Here is a 19,234-nt window from a genome sequence, read left to right on the forward strand (position 1 = left end):
GCCCGGACTAGAGCTTGCGAAGTCCAACGAGAACCCTTTCCAGCAGCTGGAGGTCGGGCTGCCCCTCGGTGAAGGGGGACTGGTGCACGCGTACCAGGCCTTCGTGTGTCATGTCAGCGATGAGCACACGTGCGACGCCGAGCGGCAGCCTCAGCAGCGCCGACACCTCCGCCACCGAACGCCAGTTCCGGCACAGATCGAGGATGGCTTTGAATTCAGGAGTGAGGGTGGTGATGTCCCGGCGGGGATAAGGGGCCGCCGAGATCAACGCCTCGATGGGCAGGTCGTACCTGGGTTTCGTACGCCCGCCGGTGACGGCGTACGGCCGCACCAGCGAGCTGCTCTGTCCCGTGTCCGAGGGCTGCTGCGGGGGCGGCCCCGGCGGCGGGTTGTGGTTGGGTCCGGACCCCGGCCCGTGGTACCCGCCGAAGTCCCGGTCTCCGTACCGACCCCCGTCCACCGCTTAACCGATCCCTGGTTCCGCGCGCAACGCCGGAGTGAGCACCCGGCCGACGCGCTCGACGAGCAGTGCCATCTCGTAGGCCACCAATCCCATGTCGCAGTCGGGCGCGGCCAGGACGCCGAGCACCGAGCCGTCACTGATAGCCATCACGAACAGCAGGCCGCGCTCCATCTCCACCAGGGTCTGGGTGACCGCCCCGCCCTCGAAGATTCGCGCCGCCCCCTGCGTGAGGCTGGTCAACCCGGAGGCGATCGCGGCGAGCTGGTCGACGCGGTCGGCCGGGAAGCCTTCGGAATACGCCATCGGCAGGCCGTCGGAGGACACCACGACCGCGTGCGCGACGCGAGGGACGCGCTCGACGAATGTGGTCACCAGCCAACTGAGATCCTGGCGGCTGTTCACTGGTTCTCCCGTTCATCATCTTCGGGCCGGATCGCGGCGCGACCCCTGCGTACGCCCTGCTGGAAGCTGGAGAAACGGTTCCGTACCGTTTCGGCCTCCGGCGGCTGGAAGGCCGGCCGGACCGGTGGCTGCACCGGTTGCTGCATCGACTGCTGAGGCGGTGGCGCCGGCCTCGCCGAGGCGATCGATCCGGGGATCCGGTTGTTGCCCGGCACCCGTTTCGGCAGCCCGGCCGCGGTCTTCCCACCCACCGACGGGGCGCGCACCGTCTCCGCCGCCCGGAAGCCCTCGTCCGCGGGCGAGCTCCACTCCGACGGAGAAGTCGTCGACTCAGATCTGGCCATTGATCCTGTCTTGCGGCGTTGGAACCATTCCGACTGCATTGCCTCGAAGATAGGGGAACGTCCTCCGTTCTGGTCTCCCAAACGACCTTCCTCGCGCATCGAACCGGTCGCCGACGGCCGAGTCGGCTGCCTCGCCGGCGGGAACGGGGGGTTCTGCGGCCTCGACGGACGCGCCGGAGGCGGTCCACCGCCCGGAGTTCCCGACCGGCCGGGAGCCGACGGCGCGGCCCCTCGGCCCGGAGGCGAGGTGTTCGCCGGCTTCCGCTTGGGAAGGGGCGAACCCTGCGGGCCCCGAGGCTGCTCGGACTGACCGTACACCGGCTCGGCGGGCTCGGCGGGCTCGGCCGGACGCCGTTCGGGCTCCCGCCGGCCCCAGGCCGGTTCCGCCGGTTCCGGCTCGTCCCAGACAGGCTGCGCCGACCTGCGCAGCGGCTCGGCCGGGCTCTGCGGCGGGTCGAGGGGGCCGCGCGGCGGCTCGGTGTCCAGCGGCGCGGGTTCGAAGGCGGTACGCCCCGTCTCGGTGCGAGCGCGGGCGGGTTCCCACGGCGTGTCGGGAACCGGGGCCGGGGCGATCGGCTCGGCGCTGCGCGGCAGTTGCCCGCGTACGGCGGGCGCCTCCACCGCGGACGACCTGCGGGGAGCCGTCTCCACCGGCGAGTCGAGACGGCGGGGCGCCGGCGGGTTGCCGTCCTGGATGGCGTTGGCGGGCAGGATGACGAAGGCGGTCAGGCCGCCCGACAGGGCGGCGCGCAGCTCGACCCGGATGCCGTGGCGCTGGGCCAGCCGGCCGACGACGAACAGGCCCATGCGGCGGGAGATCGACACGTCGATCGTCGGCGGGTTGGCCAGCTTCCAGTTGGCCTCTTCCAGCTCCTCCGGCGACATGCCGACGCCGTTGTCGGAGATCTGGAGCATGGCGCCGCCGCCGCTGAGCAGGTGACCCGACACCGCGACCTTGGTGTGCTCGGGCGAGAACGTGGTGGAGTTCTCCACGAGCTCGGCGACGAGGTGCACGAGGTCGTTGACGACCCGGCCGATCACCGAGACGTCGTCCTGGATCCGCAGGGTGACCCGCTCGTACTGCTCGACCTCCGACAGCGACGCGCGGACGATGTCGACCAGCGGCACGGGCTTGTTCCACCGGCGGGTCTGTTCCTGGCCGCCGAGGACGAGGAGGTTCTCTCCGTTGCGCCGCATACGGGTCGCCAGGTGGTCGAGCTTGAACAGCGACTCCAGCCGCGCGGCGTCCTGCTCGCTCTGTTCGAGATCCTCGATCAGCCGCAGCTGGCGCTCGATCAGCGACTGGCTGCGGCGGGACAGGTTGACGAACATCGCGTTGACGTTGCCGCGCAGCAGCGCCTCGTTGGACGCCAGGCGCACGGCCTCGCGGTGGACCTCGTCGAAGGACCGCGCCACCTCACCGATCTCATCGGTGGTGAAGACGTCGATCGGCTCCACGGCGATCGGCTCGTTGCCGGCCTCCGCGTCGCGCAGGCGGCGGACCAGGTCCGGCAGGCGGTGGCCGGCGACCTCGAGGGCGCCCTCGCGGAGCTTGCGGAGCGGCCGGACGAGGGACTGGGCCATGACCAGCGTGACGATGAGGACCAGGATCAGGACGATGGCGATCGCGGCCGAGTTCAGGATCGCCGACCGGAGCGCGTCGGACTGACGATGCTTGCTGCCCGCGATGACCTCGTCGGCCAGCTTCCGCTCCACCTGGCGCATCAGGTCGATCTTGGCCGTCGACGTCTTCAGCCAGTCTCCGGCGTCGTCGGTGGTGTCGGGGTCGAGGTCGAGGTGCTTGGTGCCCTTGCCGCCGAGCCCGAGCGCGATCGCGCGCTGGAGGAGCACCGCCGACTCGTCGACGTCCGGGCCGATGACCGTGTCGTCGTACATCTGGCTCTGCTGGAACGTCGCGGCCTCGCGGAAGGAGGCCAGCTCGCTCTGTTCCCGGGCCTCGGCGGCGGCGAGGGACGAGACGTCGTTGACGGTCAGGGCGCCGTTCAGCGCGGCCGAGTACAACAGCGCCCGCTGCTCGGAGGCCTGCTCCTTCGCGCGGGACACGGCGACGAGCGCACGGACGTCCGCCGTGAGCGTCTCGTCGGCGGCGCCCTGCGCGATGACGTCGTTGAAGGCCAGCAGGTCGTTGATCGACTCGGAGTACACGATGATCACCGAGGCCGCCGGCATCTTGGTCCTGGCCGCGTTGTCGCGCAGGTTGGGGATGGCGTCCAGCCGGTTGCGCATCCGCGTCGCGTTGGCGAGGACCTGAGAGCCGTAGGACCCGTTGAGCTTCGCCGCCAGCCTGCGCACCTGGACGACCGCGGCGTCCGCCTTCGGGTACTGCTCCTGGACCTGAGCGAGCAATGTCGGATTGCGATTGTCCGCGATGTACGCGGCCGTCAGGTCGCGCTCGCTGCTGAGCGCGTGCACGAGGGCGGTGATCTGACTGCCGAGCTCGGCCAGGTTCTCCACCCGGTTGTACGTCTGGGCACGGGAGACGGAGGTGGCGATCCGGAGTCCACCGAAGGCCACGGCGACCACCGTGGGGATCAGGATCAGGGCGATCAGCCGTCGCCGCACACGCCAGTTGCGCAGCCGGAACCTACTGCCGGGCCCACGCGCACCAGCAGACGGGGCGCCGTCCTCCTCCGCCGCCGGAGGCGGCGGAGTGCGGTCACCAGGCTCGTCGTTCGGTTGCATCCGCACTTGGCGTTTACACCCTCTCACGGTAAGGATCCGCGCTGGTAAGAAGCTGGGGGAAAAGGGAGGCGCCGACAAGGGGTACATCGCGTCTGCCATCCAGCGTCCGACATTGCAGCACACTGCGGGGACCGCTCGCAAAGAGATCGAAATACTGCGCCTAGTGTTACTACCGGAGTAACCTCACCGCAGCTCACAGTGACGAACAACTCAGCGATGTGCCATAACGCTTAGTGAGTTGCTATTCATCCTCTGTGATATGCGACTCTCCCCCACCCACTGCGATCGCACTCGACAATGGCGGACGGAAATTCGCCCCGGCCGCGAGACGGCGAAGTCGGCCAGGCCGCGAGACGGCGAAGTCGGCCGGGCCGCGACCTCGTCCGGAGGGCACGGCCGGACCCCACGACCCCCCCGGCCCGCCGCCCCGAGTCGCGCACGGAGCGCCTACGGTGCGTCAACCTCACAAACAGCCCAGAACATGACAATCATGCGTCAATCTCCCTTGACGGATGGTCAAAGGGACCTCTTCTGCCGCCTGCGCACCACTGGGCGTGTGCTGTAACCTCCCCCGTGATCGGGACCAATCGGGCGTCGTCGCCTGACATCGGCTCGTCCTCGGTCCCCGCCCCCCATGCCCCCGCAATCTTCCGCTTCTTCCCCTCCTAAAGGAGCACCATGAGACGGTTCGGGTCTCGCCCCGCCTTCCTCACGAGTCTTCTTCTCACCGCATCCCTCGCCGTGGGCTGCGGTGGCTCAAAGTCGAGCAACGACGACGCCGGCAGCGGCCTTGAGAAGAAGACCATCACCGTCGCCTCGCTTCCCCTCGTCGACGCGGCCGGTCTGCATATCGCCGTCGAGCACAAGTTTTTCGAGGCCGAGGGCCTCAAGGTCAACATCAAGCCTGTCGCGCAAAGCATCCTCGCCCTGCCCGCGCTCAAGACCGGACAGGTCGACGTCATCGCCGGCGGCAACTACGTGACGTTCCTCCAGGCGAATGACACGGGCCAGTTGAAGCTGCGCATCCTCGCCGACGGCGCCGCCCAGGCGCCTCGCTTCATGCAGTTGCTCGTCGCGAAGGACTCGCCCATCAAGCAGCCGAAGGACCTTGAGGGCAAGACCGTCGCGGTCAATATTCCGAACAACATTCAGTCCCTGACCTTCAACGAGGTCCTCAAGGCGAACAACGTCGATCCGACCAAGATCAAGTATGTCAAGGTCGCCTTCCCGGAGATGGGAGCCGCGCTCCAGAAGCACCAGGTCGACGCGGTCCACACCGGCGAGCCCTTCGGCACCGACATCCAGCGCAAGCAGGGCGCGCGGATGGTCCTCGACGGCGGCGGCGCCCCGGTCACCGACCTCCCCGTGAGCGGCTACCTCAGCACGCAGGACTTCGTCAGCAAGTACCCGAAGACCGCCGCCGCCTTCCAGCGGGCCATCGAGAAGGCGCAGCAGCTGGCGTCCAGCGACCGCAAGCAGGTCGAGCAGGTCCTGCCCGGCTACACCAAGGGCATCGACGCCCAGGCCGCCTCGGTCCTCAGCCTGCCCGGGTACCCGACCTCGATGAACCCGACCCGGCTGCAGCGGCTGATCGACCTGATGATCGCGAACAACATGCTCAAGGCCAAGCCGGACCCGAAGACGCTGATCTACAGCCCCTCGAGCAAGTGACCAAGGCAGTATGACAACGCACAACCCGCGATCCCGGCATCTCTCGCGCACCGGCAGGTGGCTGCGGGGGATCGCCGGGCTCGCGATTCTCGTCGCGGCGAGCGAGGTGCTCGGGCGGGCGGGCATCGTCGACAAGACCTACCTCCCCCCGGCCTCGACCATCCTCTCCCGGGCGATCGGCCTCGCGGCCGACCCCGACTTCATGGCGAACGTTCTCGCCACGATCAAGGCATGGGCCCTCGGGCTCGCGATCGCGGTCGGCGCGGGCGTTCTCCTCGGCCTGCTCCTCGGCGGTCTCCCCGTGGTCGGCACCGCCGTCCGCGGGGTCCTGGAGTTCCTCCGGCCGATCCCGTCCGTGGCCCTGATCCCCCTCGTCAGCCTCCTGCTGGGGACGGGCCTCGCCACGGAGACCACCCTCATCGTCTACGCCGCCATCTGGCCGGTGCTCTTCAACACCATCTACGGCCTCCAGGACGTCGACCCGGTCGCCAAGGAGACTCTGCGCACGTTCGGCTTCGGCAAGGTCGCCATCATGTGGCGGGTCTCCCTGCCGGCGGCGGCGCCGTTCATCGCCACCGGAGTGCGGCTGGCGGCCGCGGTCGCGCTGATCCTCGCGGTGGGCACCGAGATCCTGTCGGGCTTCGGGTCGGGCCTCGGCATCTTCATCGGCCAGGCCGAACAGGGCCTCGACGGTGCCAGGGACGTCCTGGCGGGCACCGTCTGGGCCGGAGCGCTCGGCCTCGTCATCAACACCGTGCTGGTGCAGTGCGAACGCCGCCTGTTCCGCTGGCACGCCGCGCAGTCGGGAGGACGCTCATGAGCGCCGCCGTGGCCGGCCGCCGCCCGGGCCGTTACGGCGTGGGCCTGCTGACCGGCATCCTGCACCGCTGGATCGTCCTCGCCGTCGCGGTCGCCTGCTGGGAGGTCGGCACCCGGATCGCGCGAAGCCCGTCCTTCCCTCCGCCGTCGACGATCGTGTCGAAGATGTACCACCTGTGGTTCGCGGGTCCGGCGTCCCACCTGTTCCTGACCTCGGAGGCCACCGGCAACCTCCTGCCCAGCCTGGGCCGGATGGCCGTGGGGCTGGCCGCCTCGATCGTCGCGGGCGTGGGTCTCGGCCTGCTGCTCGGCCGCTCGGAGCGGATGTTCGCCTATCTCGACCCGCTGTTCCAGTTCGCCCGGGTGATCCCGCCACCGACCCTGGCACCGGTCTTCATCGTGCTGTTCAAGCTGGGTTCCCAGATGCAGATCGCGTCGATCATCTTCAGCGCGATCTGGCCGATCCTCCTCAACACGGCGGACGGCGCGCGGTCGGTGGACCAGCTGCAGATGGCCACCGCGCGGGTGTTCCGGCTGTCGTCCACCGATCGCCTGTTCAAGATCATCCTTCCGTCCACGATGCCCAAGATCTTCGCCGGTCTGCGGCTGAGCCTGTCCCTGGCCCTCATCCTGATGGTCTTCTCGGAACTGCTTCCCGGTGCCACGGACGGGATCGGGTTCCTGATGAGCGACGCTCAGAGCCGGTCCGACCTGCCGACCCTGTGGGCGGGCATCGTGCTGCTGGGAATCCTCGGATACCTCCTCAACACCCTGCTGCTGATGGCGGAGCGCCGCGCCCTGGCCGGGCACCGCGCCGCCCGCCGGGTCGACACGACATGAGAGGCATGATGACCGACGGGCTCACCGTACGGGACGCCGTCTTCGGCTTCCTCCGCGACGTCGGGCTGACCACCTTCTTCGGCAACCCCGGCTCGACCGAGCTGCGGATGTTCTCGGGATGGCCGGCCGACTTCCGCTACGTGCTCGGCCTGCAGGAGTCGGTGGCGGTCGCGGTCGCGGCCGGCCACACGCTCGGCACCGGGCGCGCCTCTCTGGTCAGCCTGCACTCCGCCGGCGGAGTGGGGCACTCCCTCGGCGCGGTGTTCAACGCCTACCGTGACCGCGTGCCGGTCCTCATCGTCGCGGGCCAGCAGTCACGCGCCATGCTGCCGACGCGACCCTTCCTGTCGGCGGACGAACCGGCGCTCTTCCCCCGGCCGTACGTGAAGTGGAGCCGGCAGCCCGAGCGCGCCGAGGACGTCCCCGCGGCGTTCGCCGAGGCGTACCACGTCGCGATGACCCCGCCGCGCGGGCCGGTGTTCCTGTCGGTGCCCGAGGACGACTGGGACCGCCCGGCCCGGCCGGTCGAGCCGCGCGAGGTCCGCGCCGGGTTCGTCGGCGAGCCGGCGGCGCTGCGTGAGGTGGCCGAAGCCCTGAACGCCGCCCGCGAGCCGACGATCATCGTCGGCGCCGGCGTCGACGACGACGGCGCGTCGCCGCTCGTCACCGAACTGGCCGAGCGCACCGGCGCGGCCGTCTGGATGGCCCCCTTGTCCGGCCGGTCCGGTTTCCCGGAGGACCACCGGCTCTTCCGCGGCTTCCTGCCGCCGGTCCGCGACCAGCTCGCCCGGGCCCTCGAACCGTACGACGTGATCGTGTCGGTCGGCGCGCCGATCTTCACGTACCACGTGCACACCGAAGGCCCGTACCTCCCGGCCGGCGCGCGGCTGTTCCACCTCGACTGCGACCCCGCGCAGACGGCCTGGGCCCCGGTGGGCACCAGTGTGCTCACCACGATCCGGGCCGGGGTCGCCGCACTGCTGGAACTCGTCGAGAAGGCCGACCGGCCGGCGCCCCCGCCCCTCGTCCGGCCGCCCGTGCCGCCGGTCACGGACCCGATCCAGCCCGCGCTGGCGATCGAGACGCTGCGCGCGCTGCTCCCCGACGACGCGGTCGTCGTCGAGGAGGTCCCCAGCCACCGGGACGACCTGCACGCCCGCCTGCCGATCACCCGGCCGGGCGGGTTCCTCACCACGGGCAGCGGCGCGCTCGGCTGGGGGCTTCCCCTCGCCGTCGGCCGTGCGCTGGCGGGTACGGGACAGCGCGTCGTCTGCGTCGTGGGCGACGGGTCCAGCATGTACTCGATCCAGGCGCTGTGGACGGCCGCGCGTCACCGGGCGCCGGTCACGTTCGTGGTGCTGAACAACCAGGCGTACGAGGCCGTCAAGGCGCTCGGCCGCCGGATCGACATACCGGACGTGCCCGGCACCGACCTGGGCGGCATCGACTTCGTCTCGGTCGCCGCCGGGCTCGGGTGCCCCGGCCGTCGCGTCGAGCGTGCCGACGAGCTGACCGACGCGCTGACGCAGGCCCTCGGCCACGACGGCCCGTTCCTCGTGGACGTGCGGGTGGCCGCCGGCACCTCCTCCGCCTACTCCTCCCCCAACGACTTTCGGACCAGGTGAAAGCCCGTGCTCCAGATCGAGAAGCTCGGTCACTACTACGCCGATCACACGGCCCTGGAAGATGTGAACCTCGAGGTCGCCGAGGGCGAGCTGGTGAGCATCGTCGGGCCGTCCGGCTGCGGAAAGTCGACGCTGCTGCGCTGCATCGCCGGGCTGATCCGGCCCTCGCAGGGCCGGATCACGCTGAACGGCAGAGAGATCACCGACGTGCCCGACAACCTGGCCGTCGTGTTCCAGGACTACAGCCGTTCGCTGCTGCCGTGGCTGACCGTGCGCGACAACGTCGCGCTCCCCCTGCGCCGGCGCGGCAGGTCCAAGTCCGAGCGCCAGGCGGCCGCGCTGGGCGCCCTCCAGGCCGTCGGCCTGGCGGACGCCGCGCACAAGTACCCCTGGCAGCTGTCGGGCGGCATGCAGCAGCGCGTGTCGATCGCCCGCGCCCTCGCCTACCAGCCGGCCCTCCTCCTGATGGACGAGCCGTTCGGCTCGGTCGACGCGCAGACCCGCGAGGACCTGGAGGACCTCGTCCTGCGCGTGCGCAAGGACGGCATGACGATCCTGCTCGTCACGCACGACATCGACGAGAGCGTCTACGTCGGCGACCGGGTCATCGTCCTGGACCGCGCGCCGGGACGGGTCGCCGCCGATCTCGCCGTCGGACTGCCGTCGGCGCGCGACCAGATCAGCACGCGGGAACTCCCGGAGTTCGTGCACATGCGGGCCGAGGTCGGCCGTCTCGTCCGCGGTCAGGCGCCGCCCGGAGCCGTCCTTTGACGCGGACCCCCGCAGGACTCCGATCCGGCCCTCGCCCGCCATCCCGATGGAGAGACACACGTGACCGAAGACTTCCGACCTCGTACGACGGCCGAGCACCTGCTGTGGCTGCTCCACCGGCACGGCGTCGACCACCTCTTCCTCAACCCCGGCACCGACTCGGCCCCGCTGCAGGAGGCGGCGGTCACGCTCGCCGAGGCGGGCGTCGGCATGCCGCAGATCATCCCCTGCACGTTCGAGTCGGTCGCCCTCGCCGCGGCGCACGGATACTGGCAGGTGACCGGGCGCCCGCAGGCGGTGTTCGTCCACGTGGACGTCGGCACGCAGAACCTCGGCGCGATGGTGCACAACGCGATGCGGGACCGGGCCGGGGTCGTCGTCATCGCCGGGAAGACCCCGTACGGGGAGGACCCGGGCTCTCCCGGAGGCCGTTCGCACACGATCCACTGGCAGCAGGACGTGCCCGACCAGGCGGGCGTCGTCCGGGCGTACGCGAAGTGGTCGCTGGAGGTGACCCGCCCGGACGTCCTGCCCCGCGCCATCGGCCGCGCCGTGCAGGTCGCCCGCAGCGGGCGGCCCGGTCCCGCGTACCTCATGGTGTCCCGCGACGTGCTGATGGACCCGCCCGCCACCGAACCCGGACGGACCGGCCGCTACGCCGTGCCGGGCCCGCCCGCCGCGGACGCCGGGACCGTACGGCGGATCGCGGACCTGCTCACCACGGCCGAGCGGCCCCTGCTGATCACCTCGCGGACCGGCCGCCGCCCCGGCGGCTTCGAGGCGGTGACCCGGCTGGCCGAACGCGCCGGAGTCCGCGTCATCGACACGCCGGAGAGCGGATGCCTCAACATCGCCACCTCCCACCCGATGCACGTCCGCTCCGCCGGGGCCGCCCGCCGCGCCGTCGGCGAGGCGGACCTGATCATCGTCGCCGACTGTGACGTCCCGTGGATTCCCAAGTTCGTCCGGCCCGCCGCGGACGCCACGGTCGTCCTGATCGACATGGACCCGGTGAAGGACGACATGCCGCTGTGGACCTTCCCGGTCGACCTGGCCGTCGCCGCGCCCGGGGCGGTGGTCCTCGACCAGGTGACGGCCGCGCTGGGCGACCTCGACCCGGCGGCGAAGTGGCGCGGCGCCGGCCCGGCCGAGGAGCCCGCCGCCTCCGCCGGCGGGGATGACGCGATCGCCGCCCGGGAGGTCTTCGAGGCCCTGAACGCCGTGCTCCGCGCGGACGACATCGTCGTCGAGGAGGCGGTCACCAACGCGGGAACGCTCCACGAGACCCTGGAGCGCAGCCTGCCCGGCACCATGGCCGGAACGGGCAGCCCCGGGCTGGGCTGGGGTCTCGGCGGAGCCGTCGGCGTCAAACTGGCCGCTCCCGGACAGCGCGTGATCACGGTCGTCGGGGACGGCAGCTTCATGTTCGGCGTGCCCACCGCGGCCCTGTGCCTCGCCGCGGAGGCCGGCGCCCCGATCCTCGCCGTCGTGCTCAACAACGACGGCTACAAGGCCAGCAGGATGCCGGTCTTCGAGCTCTTCCCCGAGGGACGCTCCGCCGCGCGGGGCGACGCGGTCGGCACGCGGTTCCAGAGCCCGCCCGACTTCGCCGCGGTGGCCCGCGCGTGCCACGCCCACGGGGAGAGCGTCACGGACCGCGCGGATCTGGTGCCGGCCCTGCAGCGCGCCCTCAAGGCGCTGGAGGCCGGGCGCTCGGCGGTCGTGGACGTGCGCCTGGCGCCGAACTGACCCGGTGTGGTGAGCCGGGGCCGGCCCGGCCGGTCCCGGCCCGCGCTTTCCGGTGACACCTCGCGGCGTAGAAGGAGGATCCTCGTGGACGTGCTCGTCGTAGGCGCGGGCATCGCCGGCCTGACCACGGCGCTGGCGCTGGAGAAGGCCGGCGTGAACGCCCGCGTCGTCGAGGCGGCACCGGCGCTGCGGCCGCTCGGTGTGGGCATCAACCTGCAGCCGCACGCGGTACGGGAGCTGATCGAACTCGGGCTGGGCGGGGAACTGGCGGCCACCGGGATCGAGACCCGCGAGGTGATCACGATGGACCGGTTCGGCAACCGGATCGTCGTCCATCCGCGCGGCCGGCGCGCCGGGTACGACTGGCCGCAGTACTCCATTCACCGCGGGGACCTGCAGATGCTGCTGGCCGACGCGGTGCGGGAGCGCCTCGGCGACGACGCCGTACGGACCGGGCTGGCGTTCGAGGAGTTCGAGGAGGACGCCGACGGCGTCGTGGCGCGGCTGCGCGACCGGGCGAGCGGGGAGGTCGTGACGCTGCGCGCCGACCTGCTCGTGGGCGCGGACGGCATCCACTCCGAGGTCCGGCGGCTGCTGCACCCGGGCGAGGGCGCGCCGCTGTGGAACGGCGTCCGCATGTGGCGCGGTGTCACCGAGGTCGACGAGTTCCTGACCGGCGACACCATGCTGGTGATGGGCTCGCACAACGTCGGCCGCATGGTCCTCTATCCGATCTCTCGGAAGGCGGCCGAGCGCGGTCGCTGCCTGGTGAACTGGGTCGCGGAGGTCCGCGTCTCCGCCGACCCGCACGGCGAGGGCGTCTCGGCGAACTGGACCCGCGAGGGCCGGCTGGAGGACGTGCTCCCCCACTACGCCGACTGGCGCCACGACGGCTTCGACGTTCCCACGCTGCTGGCGGAATCGCGGTTCATCCTCGACTACCCGATGGTCGACCGTGACCCGCTGTCCTCCTGGGGCCGGGGACGGGTGACACTGGCCGGGGACGCCGCCCACCCGATGTACCCGGTGGGCGCCAACGGCGGCTCACAGGCGATCCTGGACGCGCGGGTCCTCGCCCGGGAGCTCGCCTCCTCGGCGACGGACCCGATCGCCGCTCTGCGGTCGTACGAGGAGGCCCGCCTCCCAGAGGCGAACGCGGTCGCGATGGCCTGCCGGAACATGCCGCTGGACAAGATGCTCGACCTGGTCGCCGAGCGTGCGCCCGAGGGGTTCGCCCGGATCGAGGACATCCTCGACGCCGACGAGGTCGCCAGTGTGCGGGGGATCTGGAGGCAGACGACCGACCTGGACGCCGAGGCCCTGAACAAGCGGGAGTCCTGGGACCCGGTCGCCGACTGAGCGACCCGGCCGCCGGAGGATCCGGCCCGGCCGCCGGCAGAAGCGACCCGGCAGAAGCGACCCGGCCGACGCGGCCCGGCCGCCGGAGGATCCGACCGGCCGCCGACCGGCGCGATCCGGACGCCAGAGCAACCGGCCCCGTCCGCCGACCGACACGATCCGGCCGCCGGCCGGGGCGGGGCGTTATTTGGCGTCCGCGTAGCACTCGACCGCGACCGCCTCCATCGGGAAGCGCACCGGGGTGTCGCCGAACACCAGCCGGCGCGCCTCCGCCGCGGAGTCCCGGATCGCGGTGATCACCGCCTCGGCGAGCTCCCGCGGCGCGTGCACGATCACCTCGTCGTGCTGGAAGAAGACCAGCCGGGGAGCGGTGCCGCCGGAGCCCAGCGCGGTCAGCCTGCGGCGCAGCGCCGCCAAGAGGACGAGCGCCCAGTCGGCGGCGCTGGCCTGGACGACGAAGTTGCGCGTGAACCGGCCGCGGCTGCGCACCGCCGACCCGCCACCGTCCTGGACGGCGAGATCGCGCCACTCCGGCGACGGCGGCGGGCAGGTACGGCCCAGCCGCGACCGCACCACGCGCCCCGCCTCCCCGGCGCGGGCAGCCGCCTCCACGTAGTCGTACGCGGCGGGGAACCGGCGGCGCATCACCGCCAGCAGTTGCGGCGCCTCGCCGCTCGTCCCGCCGTACATGGCGGACAGCAGGGCGATCTTGGCCTTGTCGCGGGCGCCGCCGAAGACGCCCGCGAGCGCGGAGTAGAGGTCGTTCTCACCCGCCGCGGCGGCGAACGCCTGGTCCCCGGCGAGCGCGGCCAGCACCCGTGGCTCCAGCTGGGCGGCGTCGGCGACCACGAGGCGCCATCCGGGATCGGCGACGACCGCGCGCCGCAGCACCTTCGGGATCTGCAGTGCTCCCCCGCCGTTCGTCGCCCAGCGCCCGGAGACCACGCCGCCGACGACGTACTCCGGGCGGAACCGGCCGTCGCGCACCCAGGTGTCGGCCCACGACCAGCCGTGCGCGACGTACAGCCGGGCGAGCTCCTTGTACTCCAGCAGCAGCCGGGCGGCCGGATGCTCGACCTGCCGCAGCACGTGCGACCGGGTCGACGAGATCTGCACGCCCGCCTGCGCGAACGCCTTGACGATCTGCGACGGCGAGTCCGGGTTGATCCGGCGGCCCAGCGCCTCGCCGATCAGGTCGGCCAGCCGCTGCAACTCGCGCGGCCGCAGGCCCGGCGCCGGGCGCGGGCCCATGAGGCCGGTGAGCAGCGCGTCGTGGACGTCGGCGCGCCAGGGGAGGCCGTCGTGGCCCATCTCCGCGGCGGCCAGCGCGCCCGCCGACTCGGCGGCGGCGAGCATCCGCAACCCGGTCTCGGCGACCCGTCGCTGCTGCTCGGCGTGGACGGCGACGACGGCGTCGATGTCGTCCGACGGGCCCTCGTCGAACAGCGTCGGCAGGTCACCGGCCGCGACGGGGTCCTCCGGGACGGGGTCTCCCCGCAGGCGGGCCAGGGCCGCCGCGACGGACCGCGGCTCGCCGAAGCGGCCCGCGTGCCCGAGCAGGAGCGTCTCGGTCAGCTCGAGGTCGTGGCAGCGCGCGACGCGGACCCCCGCCCTGAGCAGGCGGGGATAGAGACCGGCGGTCGAGGGCCACACCCAGCGGATGCCGGCGGGCGGGGACGCGGCGTCGCCTCGCGTCGGACCGGGTCGCTCCGGGGCGTCGCCGCCGGGCCGCGCCGGGACGTCGCCTCCGCGCCGGGACGCGACGTCGTCCCCGGCGGCGTCGCCTCGCGCTCCACCGGGGCGGGACGCCATGGCCTCGCGCCGGGCGATGGCGGCGACGAGGTCGGCGACCGGCTCGGCGGGTCCGGCAGGAGTGCCGTCGTCCGCGACCGGCCGCAGCACCCCGCCCTCCCCCACCGCGCCGACTGCGATCCGCATGGGTCGATTCTGCCCGGGCCCACCGACGTTCCGGGCAGGCGGGACCGGGCGGACGGCCGCCGACGAAAACGAGGAAGGCCCTGTGACCAGGGCCTTCCTCTCCGGGACTTCTCTACCTACGGGACTCGTGCGGTGACCCGTCAGGCCGCGAGCGGGACCTGGGCGCCGGCGGGCGCGCCCTCGTAGCGGTCGGCGACCTTGTTCAGCTCGATCTGGTAGTACAGCGTGCCGAAGCCGAAGATGCCGAGCAGGAAGCCCAGACCGCCGCTGCAGGAGGGCTGGAGACCGGCCGCCTGCTGGGCGTTGCGGATGTGCCCGGCCAGCTGGATGTAGGTGATGAGCGGCCAGATGCCGAGCGTGATCCACCCGAACAGCAGCGAGCACAGCGCCGCGCCGGCGCTGACCGAACGGCGACGGTCGAAGTTCGACAGCTCGTTGTGCACCTTGTAGTACCAGACCAGGTTGTAGATGCCGAGGGTGATCAGCGGGAGGCCCAGCCACACGCCGACCGGGTTCCGGCGCTTCATCTGGATGCCCATGAGGGCCGGCTGCCCGTGCTGGGCGGGCACCATCTGCCCGGGTCCCTGCGCCATGCCCTGGTAGCCGGGCTGCCCCTGGTACTGCGGCGTCGCCCCCGCGTACTGCTGGTGCTGCTGAGGGTAGGGGTTGCTCATTGAGGCCTCTCCTGAGGTCGGGGGGTCGCGGCAGAGCGGGAGCCGCCGTTCGTGCATGAGTCAGACGCCGGACACGGCCCACCGGTTCACACGAATAATCGTTATCGCCCGAGATCGATGATCAGTTCGTCCTCGAGCGGCGGATCCAGCTCGTGTTCCCGGCATCCGGTCGCGGCGAAGCAGCGGATCCGCAGGCGTTCCGGCGTGACGTCGAGGCGCAGGAAGCTCTTGAACAGGGGCGGCCGGTTCCAGTCGGACACCGGGGACAGGAACCGCTGGTAGATGCGCCGGACCGGGAGCCGCAGGCGGGACCGCCGATGCGGCCGCGACGGCACCCCGAGCAGCGACGCGACGACCCTGGAACGCCACGTCACCGCCGCCCTGGAGATGTCGCGGTGCGGCGGTATCCCGAGCCGCCGTTCGATCACCGCGGCCGCCTCGTCCTCGGTGAGCTCGAACAACCGCCGCAGCCGGAACCTCCCGCCGTACAGCATGCTGTAGAACGAGAGGCAGTCACCGCGCAGGGGGTAACAGCGGAACTCGTCCTCGGTGACGCCGCCCACGCTCACGCGCGGGATCGTGTGGGTCGCGTGCATGAAGGCGCCGCCGCCACCCGACACGATGTACTGAATCACGCGATCGCCCACCCGCACCGGATACCGCTGGTAGTTGTGGATGTCCCCGCCGATCGCCGCGACGTAGTTGCAGGCCGGGTCGCGGACGATCTCGTCCACGGTCCCGCCGCCCGCGATCGGGCCGGGATGGTGCGCGTCGTCCACGTACAGCGGCTTGCCCGTGATGAGGATCTTCGGCTTCGGCCCCTGGGACACCCGGCGCAGCCAGGCGCCCTGGTCTGCGTCGATGCCGCCGAGGATGCCCGTGTCGATGCCGATGAGACGCAGCGGACCGGCGTCCATCACCCAGTACGGTCCCGGCTGCACCGCGCGCTGCTCCGGCGCGGCCCGCAGGGCCTCCGCCGCGGCGAGACGCTCCTCGTCGGCGACCTCGGGTTCCTTCCAGAACAGCCGCCGCCACCACGCGGCCGAGAACGTCTTGGGCCGGCCGTCCGGGGACAGCGGGGGCGCGCCGCAGAAGACGCGCATGAACCCACCAAGACCGTCGTACCAGTCGTGGTTGCCGGGCACGGCGTAGATCGGGGCGTCGTAGCCCTGGTAAGGGCGGAAGAAGTTGTCCGGGTAGTCGTTGATGCTCCCGGTCGGGTAGATCACGTCGCTCGCGATGATCGCGAACCGGGTGCCCTCGGCGATCCGCTCGAAGCCCGGCACCACGGCGTACTGCGAGGCGTCGCCCTCCCCCGTGTCCCCCAGGACCATGAAGGAGAAGGAGCCCGGATCGTCACGCTCGATCGCGAAGTCCGGCGGTGCTCCCCGCGCCGACTGCTCGCGGACCCAGCGCGCCCGTTCGTCGTCGGTCGGGTCGCCGAACCACCGCGCGAGGACGTCGTTGCGGGCCCGCCAGAGCGTCGCGGGATTGATCCACGACAGGCTCCGCGCCTGGCTGGGCATCAGCGAGGTGTACGTTCCCGGCTCCCGGCACGTCCAGCCGGCACCGGCCGCGGAATCGCGGGAAGAGGGGGGCACCATGGGCACGTTAGCAGCGAAGATCACTCATCGCCGCCGGTTCGGCACATTCCGGCCAGGTCACCGGCGCGAGCCGTCCGTGGCGACACGGCGAGGCGCCACTTGGGCACCGCGCAGGAGGACGGCGGGGTTTTGGGACGGGCCCTCAAGCCCCGGTGCGGCCCGGCGGCTGCGGCTCGACCCGCTCGCGCGGCGGTGGCTCGTCGCCCGCCGGACACGGCTCGGGCCGTCCGTACGGCGCGGCGGGCCGGGCCTCGCAGTGCCCCGGAGTCCCTGGTTCGTACGGCGCGGGAGGCCGTGGCTCGCCTTCCGCCGGAGCGGAGTCGTACCGGCCGGCGGGCCGCGGTTCGTACCGCTCGGCGGGCGGAGGCTCGTACTGCCCGGCGGGCGAGGATTCGTACCGCTCGGCCGGGGGCTCGTCCCGCTCGGCGGGCGGGGGCTCGTACTGGCCGGTCTGCGGCAGCGGCGGCCGGGTCTCCGGGGCCGCGCTCAGCAGTGCCTCGGCCAGCACGGCGATCTGGTCCGACGGGAGCCGGAACGTCCCCTGGCACACGCCGCCGTTCCAGATGCTCAGCACGACGACGCCGGCGTCGGGGTGGCGGCTGAGCCGCAGCGCACGGTCCGCTCCCCGGGAGTCGAAGAACACGTCGCCCTGCCTGGGCAACGGCGTGGCCGCTGACATGGGGCAAGTGTGTCCCGGCGGCCGTCGGCTGTCCAGCCCGCGAACAAAGAGGATGATCTTTCTCACCCGAGACTTGGCCCGCCGAACCCGGCGGCGGGGCCGTGATCGACCCCGCCGCCACGGCCAGCTCAGGCGAACGCGCGCGCGTCGCCGGTGGAGACGATCTCGCGTCCCAGCGGCAGCAGCGACACCGGAATGAGCTTGAAGTTCGCGATGCCGAGAGGAATCCCGATGATGGTGACGCACAGCGCGATCCCGGTGAACAGATGGCCGATGGCCAGCCACAGCCCCGCGACGAAGAACCAGATGACGTTGCCGATCGCCGACATCACCCCCGCGTCGCCCCGCCGGACCACCGTCTTGCCGAACGGCCACAGCGCGTACGCCGCGATCCGGAACGAGGCGATGCCGAAGGGGATCGTGATGATGAGGACGCAGCAGATGATCCCGGCGATGCAGTAGCCGATCGCGAGCCACAGCCCGGCGAGGATCAACCAGATGATGTTGAGGATGGTCCGCATGTCCCCTGTTTCTTCCCGACGGTGACGTCCTGTCCTGACAGTCAGACGTGCTGTCAGACGCGACGGTTCCAGGGCGCTCGGGAGTCGCGGGTCACCGGGGGCGGATCAGGGTGGAGACCTGGGCCGTGTCGTCGTCGGGGACCGGGTCGGGCACGCCGCCGACCGCCGCGATCCGGCTCCGGGCGACGAGCTCACCACGGGCGTCCGGCGGCACCCGGACATCGAACCGCGCGGCCAGCGACCGGCCGGGTTCGAGCCGGCGCACCACCAGCGCGGTCTCACGGGCGCCGGTGTACCCGTCGACGCCCGTGGGCAGCCACGCCCCGGTCCGTACGGTGCCGGGCGGCAGCACGCTGCGCACCGTGATCGGGCCGGGAGTGCCGGGCCCGTGGTTGGTCAGCCGCACCGAGTACGAGAGACGGCCGCCGGGCCGGACGGTGGGCGGCGCGACGATGGACAACTCCAGGTCGGCCGGGCGCGCCGGCCCCTCACCGGAGGGCCGGTCGGCCGGGCGCGGCGAGGACCGGTCGGACGGATGCGGTGAGGACCGGTCGGCCGGGTGGTCCGGCGGAGTCTCCGCCGGACCACCCGTTGGGAGCTCGGCCGGGGACGGAGACGGCTCGCCGGCCGGATCCGGCGCCGGCGCGGGCGGGTGCTCGGCGGGGCGGTCCTCGCCGAGCGGCGCGCGCCGGCCTGGACCCTCGCGCACCGGCCGGCGGTACGGGGCCGTGAGCGGGCCGTGGATCATCGTCTGGGCCTGCGGGGCCGGTCGCGGTGTCCGGCCGGGAGAGGACGCGGCGGTCCTGCGGACGGCCCGGTGGTCCGGCTCGGGCCCGTCCGTGAACGTCCCCGGAAAGCGGTGCCCGACGCGTGCCCAGGGCACGTACCGGGCCGGCAGTCCCCCGGCGGGCCGCCCGTCGTGCCGGGACGCCAGGGCGGCCAGCACCGGCAGGCCCACCGCGATGCCCGCCATCGCGGTCAGCGCGTGTTTCACAGTGATCGCCCCCGAAATCACGGCACACCCGGGACCGTATCGCCGTCGCCTTCTGAGGCCGGTAAACCTCGCGCCAAG

At 72.2% G+C, this 19,234-nt stretch carries 16 protein-coding genes; 7 read left to right on the plus strand and 9 right to left on the minus strand.

Translation table 11 applies throughout. From position 1 onward, the window contains the following. Nucleotides 1-7: 7 nt before the first annotated feature. Genes NDW01_RS18945 through NDW01_RS18955 form a run of 3 tightly spaced genes read right to left on the minus strand, consistent with a single transcriptional unit; the run spans nucleotide 8 to nucleotide 3,792 of the window. On the minus strand, nucleotides 8-460 hold the full coding sequence (locus NDW01_RS18945) for a DUF742 domain-containing protein (protein WP_252822347.1): 453 nt from the start codon (nucleotides 458-460) through the stop codon (nucleotides 8-10). Nucleotides 461-463: 3 nt separating this feature from the next. Beyond that, a complete protein-coding gene (locus NDW01_RS18950) occupies nucleotides 464-865 on the minus strand; it encodes a roadblock/LC7 domain-containing protein (RefSeq protein WP_141959232.1) in 402 nt (133 codons plus the stop codon). Beyond that, a complete protein-coding gene (locus tag NDW01_RS18955) occupies nucleotides 862-3,792 on the minus strand; it encodes a sensor histidine kinase (protein WP_252822349.1) in 2,931 nt (976 codons plus the stop codon). Before NDW01_RS18955 ends, NDW01_RS18950 begins: the two co-directional genes overlap by 4 nt. 798 nt (nucleotides 3,793-4,590) lie before the next feature. On the opposite strand from NDW01_RS18955, the gene NDW01_RS18960 reads away from it, so the two are divergent. The 7 genes from NDW01_RS18960 (at nucleotide 4,591) to NDW01_RS18990 (ending at nucleotide 12,746) form a co-directional block, all read left to right on the plus strand. After that, entirely contained in the window at nucleotides 4,591-5,583 is a 993-nt protein-coding gene (locus NDW01_RS18960; protein ID WP_252822351.1) for an ABC transporter substrate-binding protein, read from the plus strand. 10 nt (nucleotides 5,584-5,593) lie between these two features. After that, nucleotides 5,594-6,403 carry an ABC transporter permease gene (locus NDW01_RS18965; protein WP_252822353.1) on the plus strand — a complete coding sequence of 270 codons (810 nt, stop codon included), beginning with the start codon at nucleotides 5,594-5,596 and terminating at the stop codon, nucleotides 6,401-6,403. Then, on the plus strand, nucleotides 6,400-7,242 hold the full coding sequence (locus NDW01_RS18970) for an ABC transporter permease (protein ID WP_252822355.1): 843 nt from the start codon (nucleotides 6,400-6,402) through the stop codon (nucleotides 7,240-7,242). Before NDW01_RS18965 ends, NDW01_RS18970 begins: the two co-directional genes overlap by 4 nt. Nucleotides 7,243-7,250: 8 nt before the next feature. Next, nucleotides 7,251-8,867, plus strand: a complete 1,617-nt coding sequence (gene mdlC / locus NDW01_RS18975; RefSeq protein WP_252822358.1) for a benzoylformate decarboxylase — start codon at nucleotides 7,251-7,253, stop codon at nucleotides 8,865-8,867. A gap of 6 nt (nucleotides 8,868-8,873) precedes the next feature. Then, a complete protein-coding gene (locus tag NDW01_RS18980) occupies nucleotides 8,874-9,638 on the plus strand; it encodes an ABC transporter ATP-binding protein (protein ID WP_252778349.1) in 765 nt (254 codons plus the stop codon). Between the two features lie 60 nt (nucleotides 9,639-9,698). Next, on the plus strand, nucleotides 9,699-11,387 hold the full coding sequence (locus NDW01_RS18985) for a thiamine pyrophosphate-requiring protein (RefSeq protein WP_252822360.1): 1,689 nt from the start codon (nucleotides 9,699-9,701) through the stop codon (nucleotides 11,385-11,387). An 84-nt stretch (nucleotides 11,388-11,471) separates the two neighbouring features. Next, the gene (locus NDW01_RS18990) at nucleotides 11,472-12,746 is read left to right on the plus strand and encodes a flavin-dependent oxidoreductase (RefSeq protein WP_252822362.1); all 1,275 of its coding nucleotides are present in this window, start codon (nucleotides 11,472-11,474) and stop codon (nucleotides 12,744-12,746) included. 183 nt (nucleotides 12,747-12,929) lie between these two features. On the opposite strand, the gene NDW01_RS18995 is transcribed toward NDW01_RS18990, so the two are convergent. The 6 genes from NDW01_RS18995 to NDW01_RS19020 all read right to left on the minus strand — a co-directional run bounded on the left by NDW01_RS18995 (nucleotide 12,930) and on the right by NDW01_RS19020 (nucleotide 19,156). After that, the gene (locus NDW01_RS18995) at nucleotides 12,930-14,684 is read right to left on the minus strand and encodes a bifunctional 3'-5' exonuclease/DNA polymerase (protein WP_252822364.1); all 1,755 of its coding nucleotides are present in this window, start codon (nucleotides 14,682-14,684) and stop codon (nucleotides 12,930-12,932) included. A gap of 140 nt (nucleotides 14,685-14,824) precedes the next feature. Then, nucleotides 14,825-15,358 carry a DUF4234 domain-containing protein gene (locus NDW01_RS19000; protein WP_252822366.1) on the minus strand — a complete coding sequence of 178 codons (534 nt, stop codon included), beginning with the start codon at nucleotides 15,356-15,358 and terminating at the stop codon, nucleotides 14,825-14,827. Nucleotides 15,359-15,459: 101 nt separating this feature from the next. Further along, the gene (locus tag NDW01_RS19005) at nucleotides 15,460-16,884 is read right to left on the minus strand and encodes a metallophosphoesterase family protein (protein WP_252822369.1); all 1,425 of its coding nucleotides are present in this window, start codon (nucleotides 16,882-16,884) and stop codon (nucleotides 15,460-15,462) included. Between the two features lie 220 nt (nucleotides 16,885-17,104). Beyond that, entirely contained in the window at nucleotides 17,105-17,641 is a 537-nt protein-coding gene (locus NDW01_RS19010; protein ID WP_252822379.1) for a hypothetical protein, read from the minus strand. A gap of 128 nt (nucleotides 17,642-17,769) precedes the next feature. Then, nucleotides 17,770-18,162: a YccF domain-containing protein gene (locus tag NDW01_RS19015; protein WP_252778356.1), complete on the minus strand. Its 393-nt coding sequence runs from the start codon at nucleotides 18,160-18,162 to the stop codon at nucleotides 17,770-17,772. A gap of 91 nt (nucleotides 18,163-18,253) precedes the next feature. After that, the gene (locus tag NDW01_RS19020) at nucleotides 18,254-19,156 is read right to left on the minus strand and encodes a hypothetical protein (protein ID WP_252822382.1); all 903 of its coding nucleotides are present in this window, start codon (nucleotides 19,154-19,156) and stop codon (nucleotides 18,254-18,256) included. Nucleotides 19,157-19,234: the final 78 nt, after the last annotated feature.

The sequence above is a fragment of the Actinoallomurus soli genome (genome assembly GCF_024055715.1).
Taxonomy (GTDB): Bacteria; Actinomycetota; Actinomycetes; order Streptosporangiales; family Streptosporangiaceae; genus Actinoallomurus; species Actinoallomurus soli.